This window comes from Hymenobacter perfusus (assembly GCF_003944765.1).
GTDB lineage: Bacteria > Bacteroidota > Bacteroidia > Cytophagales > Hymenobacteraceae > Hymenobacter > Hymenobacter perfusus.
Map to the genome: position 1 here is coordinate 23,317 of NZ_RWIU01000006.1, position 24,886 is coordinate 48,202.

The 24,886-nt window shown below is 59.7% G+C and carries 22 protein-coding genes; 11 read left to right on the top strand and 11 right to left on the bottom strand.

Features of this window, described 5'->3' with window-relative positions; genetic code table 11:
- Positions 1 to 224 precede the first annotated feature (224 nt).
- The gene (gene msrA / locus EI293_RS16780; protein ID WP_125439709.1) at positions 225 to 758 is read left to right on the top strand and encodes a peptide-methionine (S)-S-oxide reductase MsrA; all 534 of its coding nucleotides are present in this window, start codon (positions 225 to 227) and stop codon (positions 756 to 758) included.
- A gap of 111 nt (positions 759 to 869) precedes the next feature.
- On the opposite strand, the gene EI293_RS16785 is transcribed toward msrA, so the two are convergent.
- Positions 870 to 1,676, bottom strand: coding sequence for a hypothetical protein (locus EI293_RS16785; RefSeq protein ID WP_125439710.1), 807 nt, complete (start codon positions 1,674 to 1,676; stop codon positions 870 to 872).
- 272 nt (positions 1,677 to 1,948) lie between these two features.
- Positions 1,949 to 2,773 carry a 2,3,4,5-tetrahydropyridine-2,6-dicarboxylate N-succinyltransferase gene (locus tag EI293_RS16790; protein ID WP_125439711.1) on the bottom strand — a complete coding sequence of 275 codons (825 nt, stop codon included), beginning with the start codon at positions 2,771 to 2,773 and terminating at the stop codon, positions 1,949 to 1,951.
- A gap of 148 nt (positions 2,774 to 2,921) precedes the next feature.
- Here EI293_RS16790 and EI293_RS16795 point away from each other — a divergent pair, with 148 nt between their 5' ends.
- The 5 genes from EI293_RS16795 (at position 2,922) to EI293_RS16815 (ending at position 8,944) form a co-directional block, all read left to right on the top strand.
- Positions 2,922 to 4,103, top strand: coding sequence for a glycosyltransferase family protein (locus EI293_RS16795; protein WP_125439712.1), 1,182 nt, complete (start codon positions 2,922 to 2,924; stop codon positions 4,101 to 4,103).
- Positions 4,104 to 4,202: 99 nt separating this feature from the next.
- Positions 4,203 to 5,216, top strand: coding sequence for a 3-oxoacyl-ACP synthase III family protein (locus EI293_RS16800; RefSeq protein ID WP_125439713.1), 1,014 nt, complete (start codon positions 4,203 to 4,205; stop codon positions 5,214 to 5,216).
- A gap of 111 nt (positions 5,217 to 5,327) precedes the next feature.
- Positions 5,328 to 5,987: a metal-dependent transcriptional regulator gene (locus EI293_RS16805; protein WP_125439714.1), complete on the top strand. Its 660-nt coding sequence runs from the start codon at positions 5,328 to 5,330 to the stop codon at positions 5,985 to 5,987.
- Positions 5,988 to 6,038: 51 nt separating this feature from the next.
- Positions 6,039 to 7,424, top strand: a complete 1,386-nt coding sequence (gene mnmE / locus EI293_RS16810) for a tRNA uridine-5-carboxymethylaminomethyl(34) synthesis GTPase MnmE (protein WP_125439715.1) — start codon at positions 6,039 to 6,041, stop codon at positions 7,422 to 7,424.
- 230 nt (positions 7,425 to 7,654) lie between these two features.
- Positions 7,655 to 8,944, top strand: coding sequence for a citrate synthase (locus tag EI293_RS16815; protein WP_125439716.1), 1,290 nt, complete (start codon positions 7,655 to 7,657; stop codon positions 8,942 to 8,944).
- A 98-nt stretch (positions 8,945 to 9,042) separates the two neighbouring features.
- Here the strand turns inward: EI293_RS16815 and EI293_RS16820 are convergent, their stop codons facing one another.
- The 8 genes from EI293_RS16820 to lepA form a co-directional block, all read right to left on the bottom strand.
- Positions 9,043 to 9,408, bottom strand: coding sequence for a hypothetical protein (locus EI293_RS16820; protein ID WP_125439717.1), 366 nt, complete (start codon positions 9,406 to 9,408; stop codon positions 9,043 to 9,045).
- Between the two features lie 184 nt (positions 9,409 to 9,592).
- The gene (locus EI293_RS16825; protein ID WP_125439718.1) at positions 9,593 to 9,964 is read right to left on the bottom strand and encodes a hypothetical protein; all 372 of its coding nucleotides are present in this window, start codon (positions 9,962 to 9,964) and stop codon (positions 9,593 to 9,595) included.
- Between the two features lie 50 nt (positions 9,965 to 10,014).
- Positions 10,015 to 10,377, bottom strand: coding sequence for a hypothetical protein (locus EI293_RS16830; protein WP_044002017.1), 363 nt, complete (start codon positions 10,375 to 10,377; stop codon positions 10,015 to 10,017).
- A gap of 317 nt (positions 10,378 to 10,694) precedes the next feature.
- Positions 10,695 to 12,644 (bottom strand): OmpA family protein, encoded by a 1,950-nt coding sequence (locus tag EI293_RS16835; RefSeq protein ID WP_246010702.1) that lies wholly within the window; start codon positions 12,642 to 12,644, stop codon positions 10,695 to 10,697.
- Between the two features lie 19 nt (positions 12,645 to 12,663).
- A complete protein-coding gene (locus EI293_RS16840; RefSeq protein ID WP_125439899.1) occupies positions 12,664 to 13,245 on the bottom strand; it encodes a 7-carboxy-7-deazaguanine synthase QueE in 582 nt (193 codons plus the stop codon).
- Between the two features lie 288 nt (positions 13,246 to 13,533).
- Positions 13,534 to 14,445: a bifunctional methylenetetrahydrofolate dehydrogenase/methenyltetrahydrofolate cyclohydrolase FolD gene (folD, locus tag EI293_RS16845; RefSeq protein WP_125439719.1), complete on the bottom strand. Its 912-nt coding sequence runs from the start codon at positions 14,443 to 14,445 to the stop codon at positions 13,534 to 13,536.
- Between the two features lie 11 nt (positions 14,446 to 14,456).
- Entirely contained in the window at positions 14,457 to 14,648 is a 192-nt protein-coding gene (locus EI293_RS16850; protein WP_125439720.1) for a hypothetical protein, read from the bottom strand.
- Positions 14,649 to 14,757: 109 nt separating this feature from the next.
- Positions 14,758 to 16,545 carry a translation elongation factor 4 gene (gene lepA, locus EI293_RS16855; RefSeq protein ID WP_125439721.1) on the bottom strand — a complete coding sequence of 596 codons (1,788 nt, stop codon included), beginning with the start codon at positions 16,543 to 16,545 and terminating at the stop codon, positions 14,758 to 14,760.
- A gap of 277 nt (positions 16,546 to 16,822) precedes the next feature.
- Between lepA and EI293_RS16860 the strand changes: the two genes are divergently transcribed.
- From EI293_RS16860 to EI293_RS16875, 4 genes are all read left to right on the top strand, one after another.
- Positions 16,823 to 17,242 carry a GlcG/HbpS family heme-binding protein gene (locus tag EI293_RS16860; RefSeq protein ID WP_125439722.1) on the top strand — a complete coding sequence of 140 codons (420 nt, stop codon included), beginning with the start codon at positions 16,823 to 16,825 and terminating at the stop codon, positions 17,240 to 17,242.
- Between the two features lie 44 nt (positions 17,243 to 17,286).
- Complete coding sequence (gene fdhA, locus EI293_RS16865; RefSeq protein WP_125439723.1) at positions 17,287 to 18,519, top strand: formaldehyde dehydrogenase, glutathione-independent; 1,233 nt, start codon at positions 17,287 to 17,289, stop codon at positions 18,517 to 18,519.
- Positions 18,520 to 18,842: 323 nt separating this feature from the next.
- Positions 18,843 to 19,697: a carboxypeptidase-like regulatory domain-containing protein gene (locus EI293_RS16870; RefSeq protein ID WP_125439724.1), complete on the top strand. Its 855-nt coding sequence runs from the start codon at positions 18,843 to 18,845 to the stop codon at positions 19,695 to 19,697.
- Between the two features lie 51 nt (positions 19,698 to 19,748).
- Positions 19,749 to 20,351, top strand: a complete 603-nt coding sequence (locus EI293_RS16875; RefSeq protein ID WP_246010704.1) for a Uma2 family endonuclease — start codon at positions 19,749 to 19,751, stop codon at positions 20,349 to 20,351.
- A gap of 481 nt (positions 20,352 to 20,832) precedes the next feature.
- Here EI293_RS16875 and EI293_RS22655 read toward each other — a convergent pair whose 3' ends face one another.
- Positions 20,833 to 21,204 (bottom strand): pentapeptide repeat-containing protein, encoded by a 372-nt coding sequence (locus EI293_RS22655; RefSeq protein WP_125439725.1) that lies wholly within the window; start codon positions 21,202 to 21,204, stop codon positions 20,833 to 20,835.
- 157 nt (positions 21,205 to 21,361) lie between these two features.
- Here EI293_RS22655 and EI293_RS16885 point away from each other — a divergent pair, with 157 nt between their 5' ends.
- Positions 21,362 to 24,850 (top strand): methylmalonyl-CoA mutase family protein, encoded by a 3,489-nt coding sequence (locus tag EI293_RS16885; RefSeq protein ID WP_125439726.1) that lies wholly within the window; start codon positions 21,362 to 21,364, stop codon positions 24,848 to 24,850.
- Positions 24,851 to 24,886 lie beyond the last annotated feature (36 nt).

Consider the following 24,886-nt stretch of genomic DNA (forward strand, 5'->3'; position numbering starts at 1 on the left):
AACTCTGGAAGCCGCCCTAAGCAAGTCGGCAGGCACTTTGGCAACTGCTGAGACAGCCCTCAGTGTTGCCTGGGGCAATCCGGCGGGCGGTAGCGCGTAGTAGCGCTACCAGTCGTTTTGGCGGCGCGGGAGGAGGACGGCAAGCTGGCTTCAGCGAAACTTTTGCGGCGGAAATTCGCTTATACAGGTTCAGTTTTTGACTCTGACACCTGACTCGTATTTTAATGGAACAAGCAACATTTGGCGGCGGCTGCTTCTGGTGCACCGAAGCCGTATTTCAGAATCTGAAAGGCGTAGAAAAAGTAGTATCGGGCTATACCGGCGGGCGTATTGCTAACCCCACGTATAAAGAGGTGTGTAGCGGCCTCACGGGCCACAACGAGGTAATTCAAATCACCTTCGACCCGGCCGTCATCAGCTACGAGGAGTTGCTGGAGGTGTTCTGGAAAACCCACGACCCCACTACCCTCAACCGCCAGGGCAATGATGCCGGCACCCAGTACCGCTCGGGCATTTATGCCCACAACGAGGAGCAGCAGCACACAGCAGAAGCATACAAGCAGAAGCTCACCGACGCTAACGCCTTCGACGGTGGCCCCATCACCACCGAAATTCTGCCCCTCACGGTTTTCTACCCGGCCGAGGCCTACCACCAGAACTATTACAACCTTAACGGCTCCCAGCCTTACTGCCAGTTTGTAGTAAAAAGCAAAGTGGATAAGGTGAAAGCCGTATTCGGTGACAAGCTGAAAGCTTAGAAGAGCAGTGAGATTATAAGAAGTGAGAGGTGAGACTTTCGTTCAGGCAATGCGCCAAATGAACGAAAGTCTCACCTCTCACTTCTTATAATCTCACTTCTGCTAAAGGCCCTACGCCTGTTCCGGCAGGTCAATCTTGAAGGGGCCATGCTCGCGGCCGAGGGCATAGAACAGTGCCACCTGGTTCATCAGGGTGCGGGCGTAGAGGTCAAGGGCGCGGGTTTCGAGAATCTGGTTGTTCTTCACCATGATGAAGCTTACCAGCTCTCCCGGATACGCGCCATCTTCGCCCAGCGGTGGAATAGCCTCAAAGGGTGAGAAGTTCTTCACCGGCAGAAAGTCCCCTTTGGGCAGTTCCATCAGGGTTTTCTCCCCGTACGGAATGAAGCCTTTCAGGTGCGAGTAGCGGTAGTGCGGGTTCCAGATCCAGCTGCCGTTGAAAATGTAGTACTCATCCACCCCGAAGCGCAGGAACTCGCGCAGCGACACGTTTACGCCGATACGCCAGTTGGTACGCTCCTCCAGGGTTTGTTTGATAATGGCCAGGCGCGTGGGGTCGGGCGTATCGGTGAAAGCCTGCGTGAGGCGGGCCTGCACCACCAGTTCGCAGCCGGCGTACAGGTTGATGAGCTGCTGCCGCCACGCGTTCTGAGCGCCCAGCTGATAGGCATCGGCCCGGGTAAACTCGAAGAAATTGTGGGTATACGGGCCAGCCAGGGCCACACCGTCGCGGCCGGTAGCATCGGCCCACTCCACCAGGAAGCAGTGGTGCATGCGGGCATCCACCCAGGGCAGTTCCCGGTTAAAGGCCACGCGGGTCTGGATGGTATCGGGTTCAACGCCCAGTTCCTGGGCTATATAGTCGCGCACTTCGTCGCGGGCCTGGGCGGCCGATACAACTGGTTTCAGGGTACTCATCAAGCAAAGAGAAAGAATAGACGTCCGGCCCAGCCCCAACCGGTAGCGGGCGCGGCTCTACAATGTTAAGCAGTTAATCACGGATTTAAACGGTTTTTTCGGATTTCCCGGATTCGGTCAGCCCGGCTGCGCGGCCCGGCTACCGATGGCGGCGGCCTTTCCCCACAAAAAAACGCCCGGCCGGCTACGGGCAGCCAGCCGGACGTGTACTTAGCGGAAAGCTGGTTTCACCTGCTTCGTAAAAACTGGTGGCTCCGTCCGGAGTTCTTGCTTTAAACGGCCACGTTGTGCTCGCGCAGCGCGTCGTTGAGCGAGGTTTTGAGGTCGGTGCTGGGCTTGCGCTGCCCAATGATGAGGGCGCAGGGCACCTGGTAGTCGCCGGCCGGGAAGTGCTTGGTGTAGGAGCCCGGAATGACAACCGAGCGGGCCGGCACCGTGCCTTTGTACTCGATAGGCTCAGCACCCGTCACGTCGATGATTTTGGTGCTGCCCGTGATGGTCACGCCCGCCCCAATAACGGCTTCCTTGCCCACGAAGCAGCCTTCCACCAGAATGCTGCGCGAGCCCACGAAGGCGCCATCCTCAATAATAACCGGAGCCGCCTGCACGGGCTCCAGCACGCCCCCGATGCCTACGCCCCCGCTCAAATGCACTCCGGCCCCGATCTGAGCGCAGGAGCCCACGGTGGCCCAGGTGTCCACCATCGTCCCCTCACCCACCCAGGCCCCGATGTTCACATAGCTGGGCATCAGGATAACGCCGGGAGCCAAGTAGGCCCCGTAGCGTGCCACGGCCGGCGGTACCACGCGCACGCCCTGCTGCTCGTAGTTGGTTTTGAGCCGCATTTTGTCGCGGAACTCGAATGGGCCGACTTCAATGGTTTCCATCTGGCGGATGGGAAAGTACAGGATAACGGCCTTCTTCACCCAGTCATTCACCAGCCAGCCGCCTTCCTGGTCGTTGGCGGGCTGGGCCACGCGCAGTCGGCCTTTATCCAGCTCTTCAATGACGTGCTGGATGGCCTCGGTAGTGGCGGCTTGCTGGAGCAGGCTCCGGTCGGCCCAGGCGGCCTCAATCAGGTTTTGCAGTTCAGACATGCGAAAGAAGTTGTGTGTTAATAGTTGTCAGCTGTGTGTTGTGTGTTATTCCTTGCCAGTTGCGTGCTTTATGAGAACTGTCAACTCATAACCAGCAACCGGCAACACAGACAGCAAGCGGGCCAAAAGTACCATCTTCGCACCCAATATGCCGCGTCCTGTCACCATTTTGCTGGCCTCCGTTCTTAAGCCCCTCGATGACACGCGGATGCTGGGCAAGTTCGGGCGCACCCTGGCCGGGCGGCCCGGCACGCAGGTGCACGTAGCGGGCCGCTTGGCCCCACTCCCGCCCAGCCTGCCCGGCAACCTGCACACGCATACTTTGCTGCAAGGCTCCCGCCTGAGCTGGGAACGGCTGCGGGCCCAGGTGCGCTACTGGCAGCTCTTGCAACGCACAAGCCCTGATGTGGTGTTTGTGCACGCTCCCGAGCTGCTGCCTCTCACGGTACTGTGGCAGGCGGCCGGACCGGGCCGGCATTTCGTGTATGATGTGCGGGAGAACTACGCTCTCAACATCCGGACGCAGGCCGTGTACCCGGCTTGGGCCCGTAGTTTACTGGCCGCACTGGTGCGCCGCCTCGAAACCCTGGCTGCCCGCCGGGCCCGCGCCGTGCTGCTGGCCGAGCGCAGCTACGCCGACGAGCTGCCGTTTGCCCAACTTTCCAATAATCCGCTACCCCCCGGCACCCGGCATAGCCCTACTCTGCTCATCGAAAACAAGTACCAGCCCTACGATGAGCAACCCGCCCCGTTCCCGCGCCGGCTGCCGCCGGTTACGGAGCCATTACGGATAGTGTACACGGGCACTATTTCGGAGCTGAATGGCGTATGGGAGGCCATCCGGTTTGTGCAGCATTTACGGCAGGCGTGGCCCCTGGCCCACCTGACCATCATCGGGGCGTGCCAGCAGCCGGGGCTGCTGCCGCGCCTGCAGGCCGCCGTGGCGGCGGCCGGCGCGGCCGTGACGCTGGTGGGCGGGGCTGCTTTGGTACCGCACGCGCAGGTAGCGGCCGAAATCCGGCGCAGCCACCTGGGGCTGCTGCCCTACCGGCCCCACCCCAGCACGGCCCGCTGCATTCCTACCAAGCTGTTCGAGTACCTGGCCCACGCGCTGCCGCTGGTACTACCGCCCAACCCACTCTGGTTGCCCTTGGCCGAGGAAGCAGCGGCGGGTTTCGGGTTCGACTTCCAGCAACCGGAGTATCCGCCGGCCGAAACACTTGCCCACCGGCTGCGAAGCCCCGTATACTACCCGGCCGGACCACCCGACGGGGCCTTCTGGCAGTCGGAAGCTGAAAAATTGCACTGGCTGATGGATTCTATCCGGTAACTACCGACCTTTGCGGGCCGTTTACGGAGCTGGTGCCGAATTTTTCTACCTTCGGCGTGCTTATTTCCGACTGTCCTGCTCCGCAAATCCCCCCTACTGATGAACAACTCTCTCCGACTCTCTGAAATTGCCGGTGTTGGCCATTACGTGCCCGAGCGCGTGGTCACGAATGCCGACCTGACCCAACTGATTGACACCACCGACGAGTGGATTCAGGAACGTACCGGCATCCGGGAGCGGCGCTGGTTTGAGGAAGGCAAGGACACCACGGCCAACATGGGGGCCAATGCGGCCCGCAAAGCCCTGGAAATGGCCGGCCTCACCCCCGACGATGTGCAACTGATTGTGTTTGCCACCCTGTCGCCCGACTACTTCTTCCCCGGTTCCGGCGTGCTGCTACAGCGTGAGTTGGGCATCCAGGCTCCCATTCCGGCTTTCGACGTGCGCAACCAGTGCTCCGGCTTCGTATATGCGCTGTCAATGGCCGACCAGTTCATCAAAACCGGCATGTACGATACCGTGCTGGTGGTGGGCTCCGAAATCCATTCCTCGGGCCTCGATATCAGCACCCGGGGCCGGGCCGTGTCGGTTATTTTCGGTGATGGCGCCGGCGCGGTGGTACTGCGCCCCAGCACCCGCGAGGGTCATGGCGTATTGAGCACCCACCTGCATTCCCAGGGCGAGCACGCCGAGGAGCTTATTGTGCGAGAGCCCGGCTCCAACCGCAAGAACCGCCTCGAGTACGTGATGGCCAACGAGTTGGAAATGTACCCCTACATGAACGGCCAGAACGTGTTTAAGCACGCCGTGGTGCGCTTCCCCCAGGTTATCCGGGAAGCCCTTGATGCCAACGGCTACGAGTCGAAGGACATCGACATGCTCATCCCGCACCAGGCCAACCTGCGCATCACGCAATTTGTGCAGCAGAAAATGGGCCTCTCCGACGATAAAGTGTTCAGCAACATCCAGCGCTACGGCAACACCACGGCCGCCTCAGTGCCCATCGCCCTGAGCGAAGCCGTGCAGGAAGGCCGCATCAAGCGTGGTGACTTGGTGTGCCTGGCCGCCTTCGGCTCCGGCTTCACCTGGGCCTCCGCCCTGATCCGCTGGTAGGTGCTGGCTAATTAAAAATTGAGAAGTAAATGGGGTGACTGACCGGACTTTATCGCCCGTGTTGGTCACCTCAACTTTTACTTCTTAATTCATAATTCTTAATTCAACCGAATGCCCAGCTACACCGAGGAGAATTACCTGAAGGCCATTCACAAGCTGAGCGAAGCCCAGCCGGGCACGGAAGTCAGCACCAACAGCGTGGCCGAGGAACTGCAGACGCGTCCCGCTTCGGTGACGGATATGCTGCGCCGCCTCGGCGAGAAGGGTCTGCTACACTACACGCGCTACCGGGGCGTCACGCTCACGCAGGAAGGCCGCCGGCTGGCCCTGCTGACTATTCGCAAGCACCGGCTGTGGGAGGTTTTCCTGGTTCAGCACTTCGGCTTTAACTGGGACGAGGTGCATGACGTGGCCGAGCAGATGGAGCACATCGACTCCGACCTGCTGGTGCGCCGCCTAGATGAGTTTCTGGGCTTCCCGCAGTTCGACCCCCACGGCGACCCAATTCCAACTGCCGACGGCATCCTGCACCGCCCCCAGCACCGTTTGCTCTCTGACCTGCGCCCCGGCGACCGAGGCCGCGTGGTGGCCGTGCGAAATACTTCCGCGCCCTTTCTCCAATACCTCGATAAGGTTGGCGTTAACCTGGGTACTCACATTGAAGTAGTAGACAAAGTATTATTTGATAACTCCCTTGAAATCAGAATTAATAACGAGATAAAATATCTGGTATCAGCCGAGGTCAGCCGGAACCTGCTGGTCACGGATTAAGCTGCCGGGGGAAGCGCGTACCTTTGCGGCCGAACCATTCGTTTTGCCGCCGTGGCCCTCCCCGTTTCGCTTACCGATACCATCGTTGCCCTGTCCACGCCGCCCGGGGCCGGCGCCATTGCCCTGGTCCGCCTTTCGGGGCCGGCAGCCATTGCCCTCACCGACGCCGTGTTTGCCGGCAAACGTCTGCGCGACCAGCCCAGCCATACGCTACACGTCGGCACCATCCGCGACGGGGCCCGGATTCTGGATGAGGTAGTTGTGTCGTTGTTTCGGGGGCCGCACTCCTACACCCGCGAGGACGTGGTGGAAATCAGCACCCACGGCTCCGACTACATTGTGCAGGAAGTGCTGGCGCTGCTGCTGCGCCATGGCGCCCGGCTGGCGGAAGCCGGCGAGTTCACCAAGCGTGCCTTCCTGCACGGAGCCTTCGACCTGGCCCAGGCCGAAGCCGTAGCCGACCTGATTGCCGCCGACTCGGCCCTTTCACACCAAGTGGCCATGCGCCAGATGCGCGGCGGCTTTTCCCAGGAGTTGAAAGAACTGCGCGGGCGACTGGTACAGTTTGCAGCCCTGCTGGAGTTGGAGCTGGACTTCGGCGAAGAGGATGTGGAGTTTGCTGACCGCACCGGTCTGGTGCAGCTCTTGCAGGAAGTACAACAACTGGTGCGCCGCCTGCTCCGCTCCTTTGAGTTGGGCAACGTTATCAAGAACGGGGTAACCACCGTTATTGCCGGTCGTCCCAACGCCGGCAAAAGCACCCTGCTCAACGCCCTGCTCAACGAGGAGCGCGCCATCGTCTCGGAGGTGGCCGGCACCACCCGCGACCTGATTGAGGATGAAGTCAGCATTGAAGGCATCCGGTTCCGGTTTGTTGATACGGCCGGCCTGCGCGACACGACCGACGTGGTAGAAGCCATGGGTGTTGAGCGTACGATGAAGCGGGTGCAGCAGGCTGCATTAGTGGTATATCTATTTGATATAACGACTACTACACCTACTGAACTTAAAGCGGAGATTGAGGCCCTGAAGCTACCGGCGGGCGTGGGCGTACTGGCCGTGGGCAACAAGCTGGATGTGGCTCCGGATACCGACCAGGAAGCCTTCCTCACGCGCATCGGCACCGTGCTTATTGCCGCTTCCCGGGGCGACGGCCTTGATGAACTGCGGCAGGAGCTGCTGGCCCGTGTCCGCCTCGATGGCCTTGACCGAACGGGCTCCAGCACCATCGTAACCAACCTGCGCCACGCCCAAAGTCTGGAGCAGGCCAATCAGCACCTGGATGCCGTGCTGACGGGCCTGAGCATCGGGGCCGGCACCGAGTTGCTGGCCGCCGACCTGCGCCATGCACTGGCCGCACTGGGCCAGATTACCGGTGAAATCAGCAACGACGACCTGCTCACCAGCATCTTTACCCAGTTCTGCATCGGAAAATAGCTGCTACCCGTAGCTCGGCAACGTTGCCGGGATGAAAAATGCGGTCTGCTTTGGAAAAACCTTGCGCTGCATGCCGCACTTTCAACCGGGGGGCCGTTTCTTTGCGCTTTCCCCATCTCAAACAACCACTGCGGTCGGATTGTAGTATAGGCGTCAAATACTGACGGGGTTTCCGGCTCACCGGCAATTCTTTAGTTTCGCCTTATAACCCCACCCATCAACCCAACCTTATGGCAGAATCTGCTGAACTGATCCTCGACGGGAAATCCATCTCTCTCCCCGTCATTGAAGGCACCGAGCACGAAAAAGCCTTTGACATTGGCAAGCTGCGCGACCAGACGGGCTACGTAACCCTCGACTCGGGCTACAAAAACACCGGCGCCACCAAAAGCGCCATCACCTTCCTCGACGGCGAAGAAGGCATCCTGCGCTACCGGGGCTATCCAATTGAGCAGCTGGCCGAGCAGTCCTCATTTATTGAGGTAGCCTACCTGCTGATCTATGGCAAGCTGCCCACCCAGGCCGAGCTTGACAACTTCAGCAACCAGATTACCAAACATACCTTGGTGCACGAAGATGTGCGCAAGATTTTCGACGGCTTCCCGTCGGCGGCCCACCCGATGGCCATTCTCAGCAGCCTCATCTGCTCGCTCACGGCCTTCTACCCCGAGAGCGTATCGCCGGACCTGAGCAAGGAAGATACTGACCTGAACGTGATTCGTCTCATGGCCAAGATTTCGACCATTGCGGCTTGGACGTACAAGAACAATATGGGTCACCCGCTGAACTATCCGCGCAACGACCTCGACTACTGCTCCAACTTCCTGTACATGATGTTCAGCTTCCCCACGGAGAAGTACGACATCGACCCGCGCATCGTGAGTGCCCTCAACAAGCTGCTCATCCTGCACGCCGACCACGAGCAGAACTGCTCTACCTCCACCGTACGCCTCGTAGGCTCGGCCAATGCCTCGCTCTACGGTTCTGTTTCGGCGGGTATCAACGCCCTGTGGGGTCCGCTGCACGGCGGTGCCAACCAAGAGGTATTGGAGATGCTGCAGGCCATCCAGAAGGACGGCGGCGACACCAGCAAGTTCATTGCCAAGGCCAAGGATAAGAACGACTCATTCCGTCTGATGGGCTTCGGTCACCGCGTCTACAAGAACTTCGACCCGCGCGCCAAAATCATCAAGAAAGCCGCCGACGACGTGCTGGCAGCCCTCGGTATTGATGACCCGCTGCTGAAAATTGCCCAGGAACTGGAGCAGGCCGCCCTCACCGATGAGTACTTCATCGAGCGGAAGCTGTACCCGAACGTAGACTTCTACTCCGGCATCATTTACCGCGCTATCGGTATTCCCACTGAGATGTTCACGGTGATGTTTGCCTTGGGCCGCCTGCCCGGCTGGATTGCCCAGTGGAAAGAAATGCGCGAGAACAAGGAGCCCATCGGCCGCCCGCGTCAGATCTACACCGGCGAAACCGAGCGGGACTACGTGAGCATCGACGCTCGTTCGTAAGCTCTGCTCGTTACCCTGTAACAACAAAAAAGCCCGCTTCGGCGGGCTTTTTTCGTTTCCATTACTACTGCAATCAGCAGCAGGTAACTCACAAGTAATCAGCGAATATTGGCAGCAGTGAAATTCGTTTTCATTTCTTCGTAGGCCACCATTTTCTTGGGGCCGAGGATAGCGGCCAAGTCCCATTCGTAGCGCATCTGCACATCAGCCAGGGCCTTATCAGTAGCTTCAGTGTCGGTGGCGAATTGCCGGCGTAACTCCGTCGTTTCGGTGAGCAGACGCATGTTCAGCGCCCGAACTTTCACGTACTGCCCTTCACTGAGACGAGTACGCTCGGACATCTGGCGCGTCATTTCGGTGGCGCGGGTTGCCAGTTTGTTGCTGCCATCGGCAGGCGCAGCCTGTACGGGCTGGCTAACGGCTATTACGGTGGCAAAAACAAGGAAGGAAAGTACTTTTTTCATAACGGTGGTGAGTTGGATTGGAGGAAGAGTGAAACGGGCAAGATGGCGTAATGCACTAACTATAAGATGAATATATCCTATTATTATAACATAAACAATATTTACTTTATATATATTCTATGAAAAACAATAATAAACCTGAAAAAAGCCTGCCCAAGACGGCAGGCAGGCTTTTCCGGCACTATTAATAAGGCGTTGCGCCCAGCGCCGTCATACTGGTGCGGTTCTGCTGATACAGGGCCAGCTGGTTGGGCTGTAGCAGGGATGACAGTTCCATTTCGTATTGCAGATGTGCATCAGCTACGGCACGGTTTTGCAGTTCCGCATCGTGCACGAATAAGGCTTTGGCTGAGAGGGTTTCCTGCAGCAGCCGCAGATTGAGGGCGCGTACCTGCACGTACTGGCCCTCGTTCAGCCGCACCTGCTGCGACAACGAACGGGCCATGGCGGTAGCGCGGGCCTGCAGGTCGCGGTTGCCGGGGCCGGGGGCCGCCAGCAAGCGGTGAGATGTAAAGGCCAGCACAGCCAGCAACAAGGGTACTGTGAGCTTTTTCATATGAATTGGGAAAGAGAACAAGGGAGAGAATTCGGTAGTCGGTGGTTTTTTTAGTGCTGTCCCAGGGCCGTCATGCTGGCGCGGCTTTGTTGGAATAGGGCCAGCTGGGCCGGCCGCAGCAGCGCGGTAAGGTCCGACTCATAGCGGCCCTGGGCATCTGCCAGGCGCTGATCCAGAATACTCTGGTCGGCGGCGAAGCGGGTTTTCAAGTCTTCTATTTCGGCCAGCATACGTACGTTAAGCTGCTTTACACGCAGGTACTGCCCTTCATCCAGGCGGGCTTTCTCGGAAATGGAACGCGTGAGGGCGGTGGCCCGGGCGTGGATGCTGGTGTTGCCGTCGCCTTCTGAACCAGCCAATGCCATGCTCTGAACTCCCAGCAGCAGGCAAGCGAAAAGAGTAGTCTTTTTCATGAGGTAAAGAGTGAAAGATTTAAGTGTGAAAATGAAGTGTTTAAGAGGAATGCCCCGGCGCCTGGGCGGGTGCGTAACCCACGTTCAGACTTACTGCTCCAACCCGGTAGGGGAGGTAGGCATGACCAAATATGAACACTATAATTTAATAATACAAATAAATTTTATAATTATTCTAATCAAAAGCTTTCTTTACCCTCAATCCTAACACTCATTATCAGTCTTTTAGGAATGCAATGACAAAGGTTAAATACAAACAAAAAAAGTCCGGCTGCTAGGCAGCCGGACTTTCAATTCTCTGATTCTGAACAAGAAACCTATAAAATACGGAGTTCAATCCGCCGGTTCTGCTGGCGGTGTTCGTCGGAGTCATTGGGGTTGAGGGGTTTGGTTTCGCCATAGCCCTTGAACCGGAGCCGCTGAGCCTTCACGCCCTGGCTGAGCAGGTAGGTATAAACTGATTTGGCCCGGTTCTGCGACAATACTTGGTTATCATCATCGGAGCCTACATCATCGGTATGCCCTGACACTTCCACCTGAATATCAGGATATTGTTTCATAAAGGCCACGAGTCGGTTCAGCTCAGTTCGGGACTTGGGCTTGAGCGCAAACTCCTTGGAATCGAAGAACAGGTTATTGAGTACAATGCTACGGCCCGAGCGCACCGGCTCTAGGTAGATATCGAGCGTAAGCGGATCGAAGCTACGTTTGTCGCTGTAATCGAAGCTCAGGCTGCGCATCAGGTACTTATCGGCGGCAGCATACATGGCGTACTGACGGCCTTCGTTGAGCACCACGGTATACTCGCCGTTTTCGGCGTCGGAGCCCACGTATTGCACCAGCTCGTCGGTGTTCAGATCGTAGAGCTGCACATCGGCCCGGATGGGCTTTTTGGTGAAGGCATCGAATACACGGCCCTGGGTGTAGGTACTAGTTTCGCGGGCCCGCACTTCTTTGGGCACCTCGAAGCCGAACAGCTCCACCGGCCGGTCACGCTCCTGCTTCACGCCGGGCACTGTGGTCTTGGAGCGGGAGCAGAAGCCCCGGCGGTTATCGGAGCTAATGAACAGGGAGGCTTCGTTCTCGAACGTATTGAGCGGATAGCCCAGGTTCTGGGGGCTGCTCCACTTATCGGCGGCTAGCTGCTCGCAACGGTACACATCCAGCCCCCCCATGCCTACCAGCCCATCAGTCACGTAATATAGCGTGGTTCCGCTGGCGTGAATGAACGGGGCCATATCCTTCCCAGAGGTGTTCACCGGCGCGCCCAGGTTACGGGCAGGAGCCCAGTTGCCGTCGGCGTTCAGAGTGGTCACGTAAATGTCCTCCTGGCCCTTACCGCCGCGCCGGGTACTAGTGAAGTACAGCGTGCGGCCGTCGGCCGACAGAGTCGGCTGCGAGTCCCATTCCGGCGAGTTTACATTGCGGCCCAGGTTCTGGGGTTTGCTCCACACGTTACCGGTCCGGCGGGAAATGTACAAGTCACAATTGCCTACTGAACTCGGCCGGTCACAGGAAGCAAACACCAATGTTTTACCATCACCAGAAATAGAGCCGGCACCTTCGTTGTAGGACGTGTTGATGGCCGCCGAAATGGAGGCCGGGTCGCCCATACTACCGTCCTTGTTCTGGCGGCTTACAAACAAATCCTCGCCGCTTTCCGCTGTGGGCCGGCCCGTGAATAACAGGAAACGGCTATCGGCGGTAAGGGCTGGGAAATACTGAAACCGGAACGTATTCAGCGGCTCTGCCAGCCGCTCGGGCTGAATGCCGGTCGGCGCGGCCATAGCCTTCCGGGCAAACTCACAGTTCAGAAGCTGGCGCTGGGCGCGCGGGCCGTTTCGCTGGCTTTTGGCGGCGGTTTTAAGATATTTCTTATAGCTCTCGGCTGCCGTCTCGTATTCGCCGAATGTCATGGCCAGCTCCCCCAGCGTGAAATAATCGTTGGAGTGCGAGGCCTCGACCGGCAGCTTGGCCAGCCCGTCACGATACGCCTCAAACGCCTGCTGGTTTTCCCCCATAGCCTTCAGCAGCGACCCTCTCAGCACGTACGGTTCGCCCAGCGAAGGGAATTTCTGGTTCAGCTGCGTCAGGGTTTCAATGGCCTTATTGAAGTCCCGGGCCTTGGCCTGCTCCTGCGCTTTTTCCCATAGGTTGCGGGCTTTGGTGTTGGTGGTACTCAGCTTGGCCTGAGCAGCAACATGCAGGGGTGACAGGCTGCCCATTGCGAGCAGCAGGACAATAGGCACAACGAACGAACGGCGCATAGGGGGAGAAAGTAGGGCGCTACGGAATGTCGAGAAACTTATGGGTTTGCAGCGACACCTGCCACCGAGGCTGCGCTTTCACGTAGTCCACGATGAGCGGCATCATTTCGGAGGCCTTGCTCCACTCCGGCTGCAGGTACAACCGGCAGTCGGGGCCGACCAGCGCGGCGTGCTGCTCGGCCCAGGCGAAGTCGCTCTTGTTGAAGACGATAATCTTCAGCTCGTGGGCAGCGGCCAGTACCGACGGCAGCGGCGCTTTGAACTTCTTGGGCGACACGCAGATCCAGTCCCACTGGCCGCTGAGCGGATACGCGCCGCTGGTTTCAATCCAGTTCCGGCAGCCGGCCTCGTGCAGCGCGGCCGTGAGCGGGGCCAGATCGTGCATCAGCGGCTCGCCGCCGGTAATGACCACGTTGCGGCCCGCGTCGGCGGTAGCCGCCGCCACGAGGTGGGCAATGGACTGGCGCGGGTGCGCGTCGATGGGCCATGATTCTTTCACATCGCACCACACGCAGCCCACATCACAGCCGCCCAGGCGGATGAAATAGGCGGCGCGGCCAGTGTTGTAGCCTTCGCCCTGAATGGTATAGAACTGCTCCATGACGGGCAGTTCGGGAGCCGCCGCCCCGGGGGCCGGGGACGCCGACGTAACGGGAAGTTCGTGCAGCAAAACGTGGGTAATCTGAAAACGACAAGCCGGGCCGTTGGGCGGCTCCGAATGCCTGCGCACCCGGCCTCCGCCCTAACGGCCCGACTTTAAAAGTAGTACACTGCCCGGAATTCTAAAAGCCGGGAGCGGTTTTAATTGGATTTAACGAGGCCAAGTCCCGGTTTAACCCTGTATATTCTACGTTGGGTTCAAGTGCGCTTCCCTCCTGTCGGTTTTACGCTATTTTGGGTACACCTCGCCCTTCGCGGCCCGCAGCGTGTTCAGCAACAGCATGGCAATGGTCATCGGCCCAACCCCGCCCGGTACGGGCGTGATATAGGAGGCCAAGGGGGCCACTTCGGCAAAGTTCACGTCGCCCTTCAGCGCCCAACCCGACTTCTTGTCGGCATCCTCCACGCGGGTGGTACCCACGTCGATGACTACCGCACCGGGCTTCACCATATCGGCCGTCACGAACTCCGGGCGGCCCAGGGCGGCCACCAAGATGTCGGCGGTGCGGGTGATATTGGCCAGGTTCTGAGTGCGGGAGTGGCATAAAGTCACGGTGCAGTTACCGGGCTCTAAGTTCTTAGCAAGCAATATACTAACCGGCGTACCCACAATATTACTACGCCCGATTACTACACAGTGCTTGCCATCCGTCGGCAGCTCGTAGCGACGCAGCAGCTCCACGATGCCCGAAGGCGTGGCGGGCAGCAGGGCCGGCAGACCGGCCACCATCCGCCCGATGTTCATCGGGTGGAAACCGTCCACGTCCTTTTCCGGCCGTACCGCCTCAATCACCTTGTTGGTGTCGATGTGGCGCGGGAGCGGCAGCTGCACGATGAAGCCATCGATACGGTCGTCTTCGTTCAGCTCCTGCACCTTGGCCAGCAGCTCGGCTTCCGTGATGGTGTCTTCGTAGCGCAGCAGTGTACTCTCGAAGCCCACCCGCTCGCAGGCCAGCACCTTGTTACGCACGTAGGTTTCCGAGCCGCCGTCGTGGCCCACTAGGATGGCGGCCAGGTGCGGGCTTTTCTGGCCGGCAGCCTTGCGCTGGGCTACTTCGGCGGCAATTTCTTCCTTGATGGCCTCGGCGGTTTGCTTGCCGTCGATGAGGCGGTAGGTAGTGGCGTCGGGGGCAGTGGTCATGGGGTTAGTCGTTAAGCAGGGTCCTGGGGTTGGTCGGAGGTTTTCTTGCTTTCGTGAGCGGCGATGGCGGCGGTGCCGGCAGCCTGCAGGGCGGCTTCCATCGCGGGCCAGTCGTCGCGCCACCGGAACTTGCGTTCCTGGCCTTTGATGATCTTTTCCAGCTGTTCCTGGCTCGTACAGTTCTTGAGAAGGGTTGAGGACATGTCTTAAGATGAGTAAATCATAACACGCCCTGTCAAGAAGTGTATGAGGTGGGAAATACGTTTTGTGCGCACAAAAAAAACGCGCCCCGATGGGGCGCGTTCCACTTGGTTAGTCGATTTTGAGGACGGCCAAAAAGGCCTCCTGCGGAATTTCTACGGAGCCGACCTGACGCATCCGCTTCTTGCCTTCCTTCTGCTTTTCGAGCAGCTTGCGCTTGCGGCTGATGTCGCCGCCGTAGCACTTGGCAATTACGTTTTTGCGCAGGGCCTTCACGGTTTCCCGCGAAATGATTTTCTGCCCGATGCTGGCCTGGATGGCAATTTCGAACTGTTGGCGCGGGAGTAGCTCGCGGAGCTTTTCGCAGAGGCGGCGGCCCCACTCGTAGCTCTTGGAGCGGTGCACGATGGCCGACAGCGCATCGACCTTCTCCCCGTTCAGCATGATGTCGAGCTTCACCATGTCCGACTCGCGGAAGCCGATCAGCTCGTAGTCGAGCGAGGCGTAACCGCGCGAAATGGTCTTAAGCTTGTCGAAGAAGTCGAACACGATTTCCGACAGCGGCAGCTCAAACGACAGCTCCACCCGCTCGGAAGTCAGGTACGACTGTCCCTTGATGATACCGCGCTTTTCCATGCACAGCGTGATGATAGGCCCCACGTAATCGGCGGCCGTGATGATCTGGGCCTTGATGTAAGGCTCCTCGATCAGCTTGATCATGTTCGGCTCAGGCATCTCGCTCGGGGCGTTGATAACCAAGCGCTGATCCTTGGTGCCGGTGGCGTGGAACTGTACCGAGGGCACGGTGGTAATCACCGTCATGTTGAACTCGCGCTCCAAGCGCTCCTGCACGATTTCCATGTGCAGCATGCCCAGGAATCCGCAGCGGAAGCCGAAGCCCAGGGCCACCGACGTTTCGGGTTCCCATACCAGCGAGGCGTCGTTGAGCTGGAGCTTTTCCATGCACGAGCGCAGCTCCTCGTACTCGGTGGTTTCTACCGGGTAGATACCGGCGAATACCATCGGCTTCACATCCGCAAAACCCTGAATGGCTTCGGAAGTAGGCCGGGCGACGTGCGTGATGGTGTCACCCACCTTCACTTCGCGGGCTTCCTTGATGCCTGAAATGAGGTAGCCCACGTTGCCAGCCCCGATTTCGAGGCGCGGCTCCTGGTTCAGCCCCAGAATACCGATTTCATCGGCGCCATATTCCTTGCCGGTAGCCATAAAGCGGAGCTTGTCGCCCTTTTTCATGGTGCCGTTCTTGATGCGGAACAGAACCTCGATACCGCGGTAGGAGTTGAAAACGGAGTCGAAGATCAGAGCCTGCAGCGGCGCGTCCGGGTCGCCTTTGGGGGCGGGCACCCGCTCGCAAATGGCGTTCAGGATGGCTTCGATGCCGATGCCCGACTTGCCCGAGGCGGGAATAATTTCGTCCCGGTCGCAGCCGATGAGGTCCACGATTTCGTCGCTGACCTCCTCCGGCATGGAGTGGGGCAGGTCGATTTTGTTGAGGACCGGGATGATGGTCAGATCAGAACCGATGGCCAGGTAGAGGTTGGAAATCGTCTGGGCCTCGATGCCCTGCGACGAATCCACGATCAGCAAAGCACCCTCGCAGGCCGCAATGGAGCGCGACACTTCGTAGCTGAAATCGACGTGGCCGGGGGTGTCAATCAGGTTGAGCGTGTAGATTTCCCCTTTGTAGGGGTACTGCATCTGAATGGCGTGGCTCTTGATGGTAATGCCCCGCTCCCGCTCCAGGTCCATGTTGTCGAGCAGCTGCGCTTGCATGTCGCGCTTGGAGACAGTGCTGGTGAATTCCAGCAGGCGGTCGGCCAGCGTGCTCTTACCGTGGTCGATGTGGGCGATGATGCAGAAATTGCGGATGTTCTTCACTAGAGGCGGTTTTTTCCGAGGGCGAAGATACGGCAAAGGCCCGGGAAAAGCTAAAATGGGCCTCATTCCTCGCGCCGGGTGACCCGCTACCCCCGGCTTACCGGCCAACCTGCGCGTGCCGAACCGACTAACCACAGTAGCACGAGCAGCTCAACGGTACAATATCGTCGCAAAAAGCGCACGGATCGTCGCAACCGGTCGGTAGCGTCCGAACATCACGGCCCGGTTGGCGTTGTAGCGAGGACTGTTCTTTCACTTAATCCTTCCCAACCAATTTATGAGCCTCACCCTCGAACAAGCCCAGGCCGCCATCAAAGCCGCCCACGAAAAATCCCTGGAAATGGGCGTGAAGATGAACATTGCCGTGGTGGATGCCGGCGCCAACCTGACGGCCTTTGCCCGCATGGACGATGCCTGGCTCGGCTCGCTGGACATCTCCATCAAGAAGGCCAAAACTGCCCGCTTCTTCGACATGCCCACCGGGGCCATTGGCGGCCTTTCGCAGCCTGGCGGCTCGCTCTTCGGCATCGAGCACTCCAACCTGGGCCTCATCACCTTCCCTGGTGGCATTCCGATTAAAGACAGCAACGGCCGCGTAATCGGGGCCATTGGCGTATCCGGCGACTCTGTGGAAAACGACCACACCGTAGCTGAAGCGGGCATGCAGGCCATTGTCAATGGCTGGCCCCGCGGCTAGGCTGCCCGGATTTCTGTTTTGCTCACCCTTTCACGTACTTTATTATGGCTGATAACAGAGGTGTAGTTTATACCGGCCCCGGCAAAGTCGAGGTGCAGAACATTGCCTTTCCGGAGCTGAAAAACCCCAAAGGCAAGAAAATCACGCACGGCGTGGTGCTGAAGGTGGTGTCCACCAACATCTGTGGTTCCGACCAGCACATGGTGCGCGGCCGGACCACGGCCCCCTCGGGCCTGGTGCTGGGCCACGAAATCACGGGCGAAGTCATTGAAATGGGGGCCGACGTGGAGTTCCTTAAGAAGGGCGACCTGGTATCGGTGCCGTTCAACGTGGCGTGTGGACGCTGCCGCACCTGCCGCGAGATGAAAACCGGCATCTGCCTGACCGTGAACGAGGGCCGCGCCGGTGGCGCCTACGGCTACGTGGACATGGGCGGCTGGATTGGCGGGCAGGCCGAGTACGTGATGGTGCCCTACGCCGACTTCAACCTGCTGCGCTTCCCTGATAAAGACCAGGCCATGGAGAAAATCCGGGACCTGACCATGCTCAGCGACATTTTCCCGACCGGTTTCCACGGCGCCGTGAAGGCTGGTGTGGGTCCGGGCGCGACGGTGTACGTGGCCGGGGCCGGCCCAGTGGGGCTGGCCGCCGCCGCCTCGGCGCAGCTGCTGGGCGCGGCCGTGGTGATTGTGGGCGACATGAATAAGGCCCGTTTGGCCCACGCCCGCTCCTTCGGCTGCGAAACCGTGGACCTGACCCTGGACGCCACCCTCACCGAGCAGATTACCCAGATTCTGGGCGTACCGGAAATCGACTGCGCCATCGACTGCGTGGGCTTTGAGGCCAGCGGCCACGGCACCGACTCCAAGACGGAAGTACCGGCGGCAGTGCTCAACTCGCTCATGGAAATCACGCGGGCGGGTGGCTCCATCGGCATTCCCGGCCTGTACGTGACCGAGGACCCGGGCTCCAAAGACGAAGCCGCGCAGAAAGGCAGCCTGTCCATCCGCTTCGGATTGGGCTGGGCCAAGAGCCACTCGCTGCACACCGGCCAGACGCCCGTGCTCAGCTACAACCGCCAGCTCATGCAGGCCATCCTCTACGACAAGGTGCAGATTGCCAAAGCTGTGAACGTGGAAGTCATCAGCCTTGACGATGCCCCGCGCGGCTACGAGGAATTCGACAGCGGCGTGGCCAAGAAGTTCGTACTCAACCCGCACAACATGATTCCGGACATCAAGTCCAAAGCCAAGAAGAAGGACAAGGAGCCGGCGTAACGTCGGCGCGGCCTGCCCTCGGCACTAACGGCCGGGCTGCCCCACGGGGTGGTCCGGCCGTTGTGGTTACCGGCCGGACTAATGCCCCGAATTTTCGCGCCGGAATCCAGGACCGAATAGGCGGTCGTAGATGCGTTGCGGCCACTACCCGTCCGGGCAGTTCATCGGCTTCCAACTTCCTGTTTAATAAGCGAAAAACACCATATTTCATCAGGCCAACGGGTTAGCCTTGCGGCTGCCTGAACCGGCCCGCATACCTCATCGAATTTGCCCGGGCCCGGCTTACCTTCGGGTAGTTATCCGCGCTGTTACTACCCCCTCCCATGATTCGTCGGCTGTTTGTTAGCCTGTTCATAAGTACCCTGCCAGCGGCGCTGTACGCTCAGACCGCTATTCTGGAAGGTCAGGTGCTCAATGAGCGCACCAACGAGCCGGTGCCCTTTGCCACCCTGGGCGTACCCGGCCGGGGCATCGGCACGGTGGCCGACGAGCAGGGCCGCTACCTGCTGCGCCTGCCCGCCGGCCTGAGCGATACGCTGGTGGTTACCTCCGTGGGGTTTTCGCGCACGGCCGTGGCCCCGGCGGCACTGGCCGCCGGGCAGCGTATCTTCAAGGTAGTGCCCCAGGAGCAGGCCCTTGGAACCGTAGTAGTGGAGCACCCGCGCGTGCATCCGGCGCTGCTGGGCCGCAACAAGGAGAAGGGCGACGTCCACTGGACCGGCGGCTCCAGCGGCAAGGAAACCGTGGACGACGAGTGGGGCTGGGAGTTGGGCACCCTGCTGCGCCCCACCCGCCCCACCTACCTGGAGGAGTTTCACGTGTACCTGGCCGCCAACAACTACGAGCAGCTCCGCTTCCGGCTGAACCTGTACACCGTGGAAAACGGCCGCCCCGGCCGCGCTTTGCTGTCCCGGGATATTCAGCTGCTGACCACCAACCGGCAGCAGGGCTGGCTCACGGTGGACCTGCGCCCCTATGCCCTCACCCTGGAGGCCCAGCCCGTGATGGCCACCATTCAGTGGCTGCAAAGCGAGAAAACCAACCCCTGGGACAAGTACTTCTCCATCCCCGTCACCCGGGAGCGGAAGCAGGTGATGGTGGAGCGCGAGAACAGCCAGGCCGCTTGGACCATCCATGCCATGCAGCCCAGCCTCTACTTCACGGTGCTCACGGAGTAGGCGGGCAGCAAGCGTTTTACGTATCTTCCGGAAGACAACTCGCTCAGTCCTATGCGCCCTACCATCACCGAAGACGTCATCACGCTCCGCAGCCCGGTGCTGGCGAATATGTCGGACGACGAGTTCTTCGACTTCTGCCAGCTGAACGCCGACCTGCGCATCGAGCGGACGGCCCAACACGAGATTTTAATTATGTCACCCACTGGCAGCCGCTCCGGCAAACGCAACGCCCGCCTGACCGGGCAACTGTACAGTTGGTTTGCTCAGCACGAGCACCTGGGGGAAGTGTTCGACTCCAACACCGGCTTCACCCTCCCCGATGGCTCCGTGTTGTCGCCGGATGCGTCCTGGGTTTCGGCCGCCAAATGGAACGCCCTGACGCCCGCGCAGCAGGATAAGTTTGCGCCCGTGTGCCCGGAGTTCGTGGTGGAGCTGAAATCGGCCACCGACTCGCTCAAGACCTTACAAGCCAAAATGCTGGACTACCTCCGCAACGGCGTACAGCTGGCCTGGCTGCTCAACCCCGAAACCGAAACGGCCTACCTCTACCGCCCCGGCCAGTCAGAGCCCGAAACTGTGCAGGGCTTTGATAACGAGCTAGCCGGCGAACCGGTACTGCCCGGCTTCCGGCTGCGCCTCTCGGAATTACGATAACCTATGCAGGAACTTACGCTCAGCGTTCCGGTCCGGCGGGCGTAGCCCGTCGGGCCGGTTGAAGGTAGCTGACACCCGCCCGACAACGGAACAACGTCAGCACGCGGCAACCGGCCCGACGGGCTATGCCCGCCGGACCGGAACGCCCTTCTTTCAACTCGATAGCAGCCATTGTGAGCCGGTCAGATGCCATTGCGCGTAAGTCACGAGGCATTGTCACCCCCTTCATTGGCTCTTGTCACGCGGGCAGCGGCCATTGCCACCTCGTCAATAGGCTTTGCCACCTCGCCAGTGTTCATTGCCACTAGGTCAGAAGCTCTTGCCACCCCGTCAGTGCCCATTGCCACTAGGTCAGTACCCATTGTCACCCCGTCAGAGCGCAATGTCACTCGGTCAGAACGCATTGCCACCCGGCCACCAGCCCTTGCCAACCCGTCAGCAGCTTATGACACTCGGGCAACAGGCCCTCCGGCGAAGTCTGTTAGGTGCAATGAATCCAGTTATCGAAATCCTCCTGCCCACTGTCTTGCCCATAAGCTGAATTATGGCTGAAGACGAAGCCATCAACAACTGCGTGCTGAAATCGAGTGCTTTCGATAGTGCAGCCAGTTACGACAGCCTTCGTCAGGTTGGCATATCTGAAATCTGCCGTTTTCAAGCAACACTCAATAAACTGACAATTGGATAAGTCAGAGCTAACGAACAGCACTTCCATCCAACAGCGCCTAAAGACAGCTCCACTGAGCACGACATTACTAAAATCCTCTTCGGTACTCAGTTCTATAAACTCGAAGTGGCGTTGGCCGTTACGGTAGGCCTCCAACAGTTGGCTTTTTGAAATTATATCGTCCATATAAATATTATTCAGGCCAGAGCACTTGACTTATTGCCAGCAGGCGCCTAGCAAATATTAAAGATAGAGCACTCCCCAACAATCCGCCCCGCGCTACCCCGCCGGGGCTTTTTTTGTACCTTCACCCCTCCAATTCCACCCACTTTGCCCTGCGCGTATGCACCCAGCTCCCGTAGCTCCCTATAAGCCTCAGAACCACGTCCGCATCGTCACGGCCGCTGCCTTGTTTGATGGGCACGACGCCGCCATCAACATCATGCGCCGCATCATCCAGAGCAGCGGCGCCGAAGTAATTCACCTCGGCCACAACCGCTCGGTGCAGGAAATCGTGGACTGCGCCATTCAGGAAGATGCCCAGGCCATTGCCATTACCTCCTACCAGGGCGGCCACAACGAGTACTTCAAGTACATGTATGACCTGCTCCAGGAGCGCGGCGCGGGGCACGTCAAAATCTTCGGCGGCGGCGGCGGCGTCATTCTGCCCACCGAAATTGCCGAGCTGCAAGGCTACGGCATCACCCGCATCTACTCCCCCGACGACGGCCGCGCCCTCGGCCTCCAGGGCATGATCAACGATTTGCTCCAGCAGTCGGACTTTCCCACCGGCCAGCACCTCAACGGCGAGGTGAAGCACGTGAAAGACAAAGACGCCCGCAGCATCGGCCGCCTCATTTCCGCCGCCGAAAACTTCCCCGAGGAGTTTGAGCGCGTGAAAGGCCAGCTGGTGGCGGAGTTTCAGCAGAGCGAAAATGGAGCCGATACCACTAACTCCCAAACGCCTACCCTCACCCCCTCACACCCTACCACCACTCCCATCCTCGGTATCACCGGCACCGGCGGCGCGGGTAAGTCGAGCCTCGTGGATGAGCTGGTGCGGCGGTTCCTGATGGACTTCCCCGAGAAAACCATTGCCATCATCTCCGTTGACCCCAGTAAGCGCAAAACCGGCGGGGCGTTGCTCGGCGACCGTATCCGGATGAATGCCATCAACTCCCCCCGGGTGTACATGCGCAGCCTGGCCACCCGCCAGAGCAACCTGGCCCTGAGCAAGTACGTGCAGGACGCCGTGGACGTGGTAAAAGCCGCCGGCTTCGACCTGATCATCCTCGAAACCTCCGGCATCGGCCAGTCCGACACCGAAATCATCGAGCACTCCGACGCCAGCCTCTACGTGATGACGCCCGAGTACGGGGCGGCCACCCAGCTGGAGAAAATCGACATGCTCGATTTCGCCGACGTCATTGCCCTCAACAAGTTCGACAAGCGCGGCGCCCTCGACGCCCTCCGCGACGTGCGCAAGCAGTACCAGCGCAACCACGGCCACTGGGATAAACAGCTGGATTCGATGCCCGTGTTCGGGACCATTGCCTCGCAGTTCAACGACCCGGGCATGAACCGCCTGTACCGCGCCGTGCTTTCTACCGTAGAAGCCCGGACCGGCGTGCCCTTCGCCTCCCACCTCGAAACCTCCCAGGAGGATTCGGAGAAAATTTACATCATTCCGCCGCACCGCACGCGGTATTTGTCTGAAATTGCCGAAACCAACCGCCAGTATGACCAGTGGGTTCAAAAACAAGCTGACGTTGCTCAGCAGCTCTATGGAATCCGACAAGCCGTCGGAGCCGTTGAAAGCCTCGGAAACACCGCCCCTGGCGGATCTGGCAGCGGGCACGGCAGCCACGCACCCGGAGCAGGAAGCCTCGTGGCCGGCCTGGAGAGCACCTTCCAGGAAATCAAGCTCCGTCTGGATGGGCAAAATTGGAAGCTCCTGGAGACCTGGCCGCAGAAGGTAGCCGCCTACAAAGCCCCCGAGTTCATCTTTAAGGTGCGCGACAAGGAAATCCGCATCCAGACGCACACCACCAGCCTCTCCCAGCAGCAGATTCCTAAGATTTCTCTGCCCCGCTACACCGCCTGGGGCGATTTGCTGAAGTGGCAGCTCCAGGAAAACGTGCCCGGCGAGTTCCCCTACACGGCCGGCGTGTTCCCCTTCAAGCGCGAGGGCGAAGACCCCACCCGCATGTTTGCCGGCGAAGGTGGCCCCGAGCGCACCAACCGCCGCTTCCACTACGTGAGCATGGGCCTGCCCGCCAAGCGCCTGAGCACGGCCTTCGATTCGGTAACGCTCTACGGCGAAGACCCCGACCACCGGCCCGACATCTACGGCAAAATTGGCAACAGCGGCGTGAGCGTGTGCAGCCTCGACGACGCCAAGAAGCTCTACTCCGGCTTCAACCTGGCCGACCCGATGACATCGGTGTCGATGACCATCAACGGCCCCGCCGCCACCATTGCCGCCTTCTTCATGAACGCGGCCATTGACCAGCAGTGCGAGCTGTACATCAAGGAAAACGGACTGGAAGACGAGGTTAGCCAGAAGATTGAGGCCATTTACCAAGAGCTAGGCCAGCCCCGCCCCCGTTACCAGGGCGAGCTGCCCCAGGGCAACGACGGCCTGGGCCTCATGCTATTGGGCGTAACCGGCGACCAAGTGCTGCCCCAGGACGTGTACCTCGCCATCAAAACCCGCACCCTGAGCCAGGTGCGCGGCACCGTGCAGGCCGATATCCTGAAGGAAGACCAGGCCCAGAACACCTGCATCTTCAGCACCGAGTTCAGCCTGCGCCTGATGGGCGACGTGCAGCAGTACTTCATCACCAACAAGGTGCGGAACTTCTACTCCGTCTCCATTTCGGGGTACCACATTGCCGAGGCCGGGGCCAACCCCATTACTCAGCTGGCCCTCACGCTCAGCAACGGCTTCACGTTTGTGGAGTACTACGTGAGCCGGGGCATGAACGTGAACGACTTCGCCCCCAACCTCTCGTTCTTCTTCTCCAACGGCATCGACCCCGAGTACGCCGTCATCGGCCGCGTGGCGCGCCGCATCTGGGCCAAGGCCATGAAGCTCAAGTACGGCGCCGACGCCCGGAGCCAGATGCTGAAGTACCACATCCAGACCAGCGGCCGGAGCCTGCACGCGCAGGAAATCGACTTCAACGATATCCGTACCACGTTGCAGGCCCTCTACGCCATCTACGACAACTGCAACTCCCTGCACACCAACGCCTACGACGAGGCCATTACCACGCCCACCGAGGCCTCGGTGCGTCGGGCCATGGCCATCCAGCTTATCATCAACCGGGAACTGGGTCTGGCCAAAAACGAAAACCCGCTGCAAGGCTCCTTCATCATCGAGGAGCTGACCGACCTGGTGGAAGAAGCCGTCCTCACCGAATTCGACCGGATTACGGAGCGCGGCGGCGTGCTGGGGGCCATGGAAACCATGTACCAGCGCGGCAAGATTCAGGAGGAAAGCATGCACTACGAGATGCTCAAGCACACGGGCGAGTATCCCATCATCGGGGTGAACACCTTCCTCTCTTCCTCCGGCTCCCCCACGGTGGTACCCGCCGAGGTAATCCGCGCCACGGAGGAGGAAAAGCAGTACCAGATTACGATGCTCCAGGCCCTGCACGCCCGCAACCACGCCACCACCGAGCAGCGCCTGAAGCAGCTGCAGCAAGTGGCCGTGGCCAACGGCAACCTCTTCGAGGCCCTCATGGAAACCGCCAAGTTCTGCTCCCTGGGGCAGATTACGAATGCGCTGTTTGAGGTTGGGGGGCAGTATAGAAGGAATATGTAGAGTATATCAAATATATTGCACCTAGGAACCTATGAG

Coding starts and splice junctions, on each gene's coding strand:
- EI293_RS16825 (WP_125439718.1), bottom strand. CDS start 9,964: ATGAAAAAGCTCACAGTACCCTTGTTGCTGGCTGTGCTGGCCTTTACA.
- EI293_RS16800 (WP_125439713.1), top strand. CDS start 4,203: ATGAACAACTCTCTCCGACTCTCTGAAATTGCCGGTGTTGGCCATTAC.
- EI293_RS16820 (WP_125439717.1), bottom strand. CDS start 9,408: ATGAAAAAAGTACTTTCCTTCCTTGTTTTTGCCACCGTAATAGCCGTT.
- EI293_RS16835 (WP_246010702.1), bottom strand. CDS start 12,644: ATGCGCCGTTCGTTCGTTGTGCCTATTGTCCTGCTGCTCGCAATGGGC.
- EI293_RS22655 (WP_125439725.1), bottom strand. CDS start 21,204: ATGGACGATATAATTTCAAAAAGCCAACTGTTGGAGGCCTACCGTAAC.
- EI293_RS16870 (WP_125439724.1), top strand. CDS start 18,843: ATGATTCGTCGGCTGTTTGTTAGCCTGTTCATAAGTACCCTGCCAGCG.
- EI293_RS16805 (WP_125439714.1), top strand. CDS start 5,328: ATGCCCAGCTACACCGAGGAGAATTACCTGAAGGCCATTCACAAGCTG.
- EI293_RS16815 (WP_125439716.1), top strand. CDS start 7,655: ATGGCAGAATCTGCTGAACTGATCCTCGACGGGAAATCCATCTCTCTC.
- EI293_RS16830 (WP_044002017.1), bottom strand. CDS start 10,377: ATGAAAAAGACTACTCTTTTCGCTTGCCTGCTGCTGGGAGTTCAGAGC.
- EI293_RS16840 (WP_125439899.1), bottom strand. CDS start 13,245: ATGGAGCAGTTCTATACCATTCAGGGCGAAGGCTACAACACTGGCCGC.
- EI293_RS16860 (WP_125439722.1), top strand. CDS start 16,823: ATGAGCCTCACCCTCGAACAAGCCCAGGCCGCCATCAAAGCCGCCCAC.
- EI293_RS16850 (WP_125439720.1), bottom strand. CDS start 14,648: ATGTCCTCAACCCTTCTCAAGAACTGTACGAGCCAGGAACAGCTGGAA.
- EI293_RS16790 (WP_125439711.1), bottom strand. CDS start 2,773: ATGTCTGAACTGCAAAACCTGATTGAGGCCGCCTGGGCCGACCGGAGC.
- EI293_RS16785 (WP_125439710.1), bottom strand. CDS start 1,676: ATGAGTACCCTGAAACCAGTTGTATCGGCCGCCCAGGCCCGCGACGAA.
- folD (WP_125439719.1), bottom strand. CDS start 14,445: ATGACCACTGCCCCCGACGCCACTACCTACCGCCTCATCGACGGCAAG.
- EI293_RS16875 (WP_246010704.1), top strand. CDS start 19,749: ATGCGCCCTACCATCACCGAAGACGTCATCACGCTCCGCAGCCCGGTG.
- fdhA (WP_125439723.1), top strand. CDS start 17,287: ATGGCTGATAACAGAGGTGTAGTTTATACCGGCCCCGGCAAAGTCGAG.
- msrA (WP_125439709.1), top strand. CDS start 225: ATGGAACAAGCAACATTTGGCGGCGGCTGCTTCTGGTGCACCGAAGCC.
- EI293_RS16795 (WP_125439712.1), top strand. CDS start 2,922: ATGCCGCGTCCTGTCACCATTTTGCTGGCCTCCGTTCTTAAGCCCCTC.
- EI293_RS16885 (WP_125439726.1), top strand. CDS start 21,362: ATGCACCCAGCTCCCGTAGCTCCCTATAAGCCTCAGAACCACGTCCGC.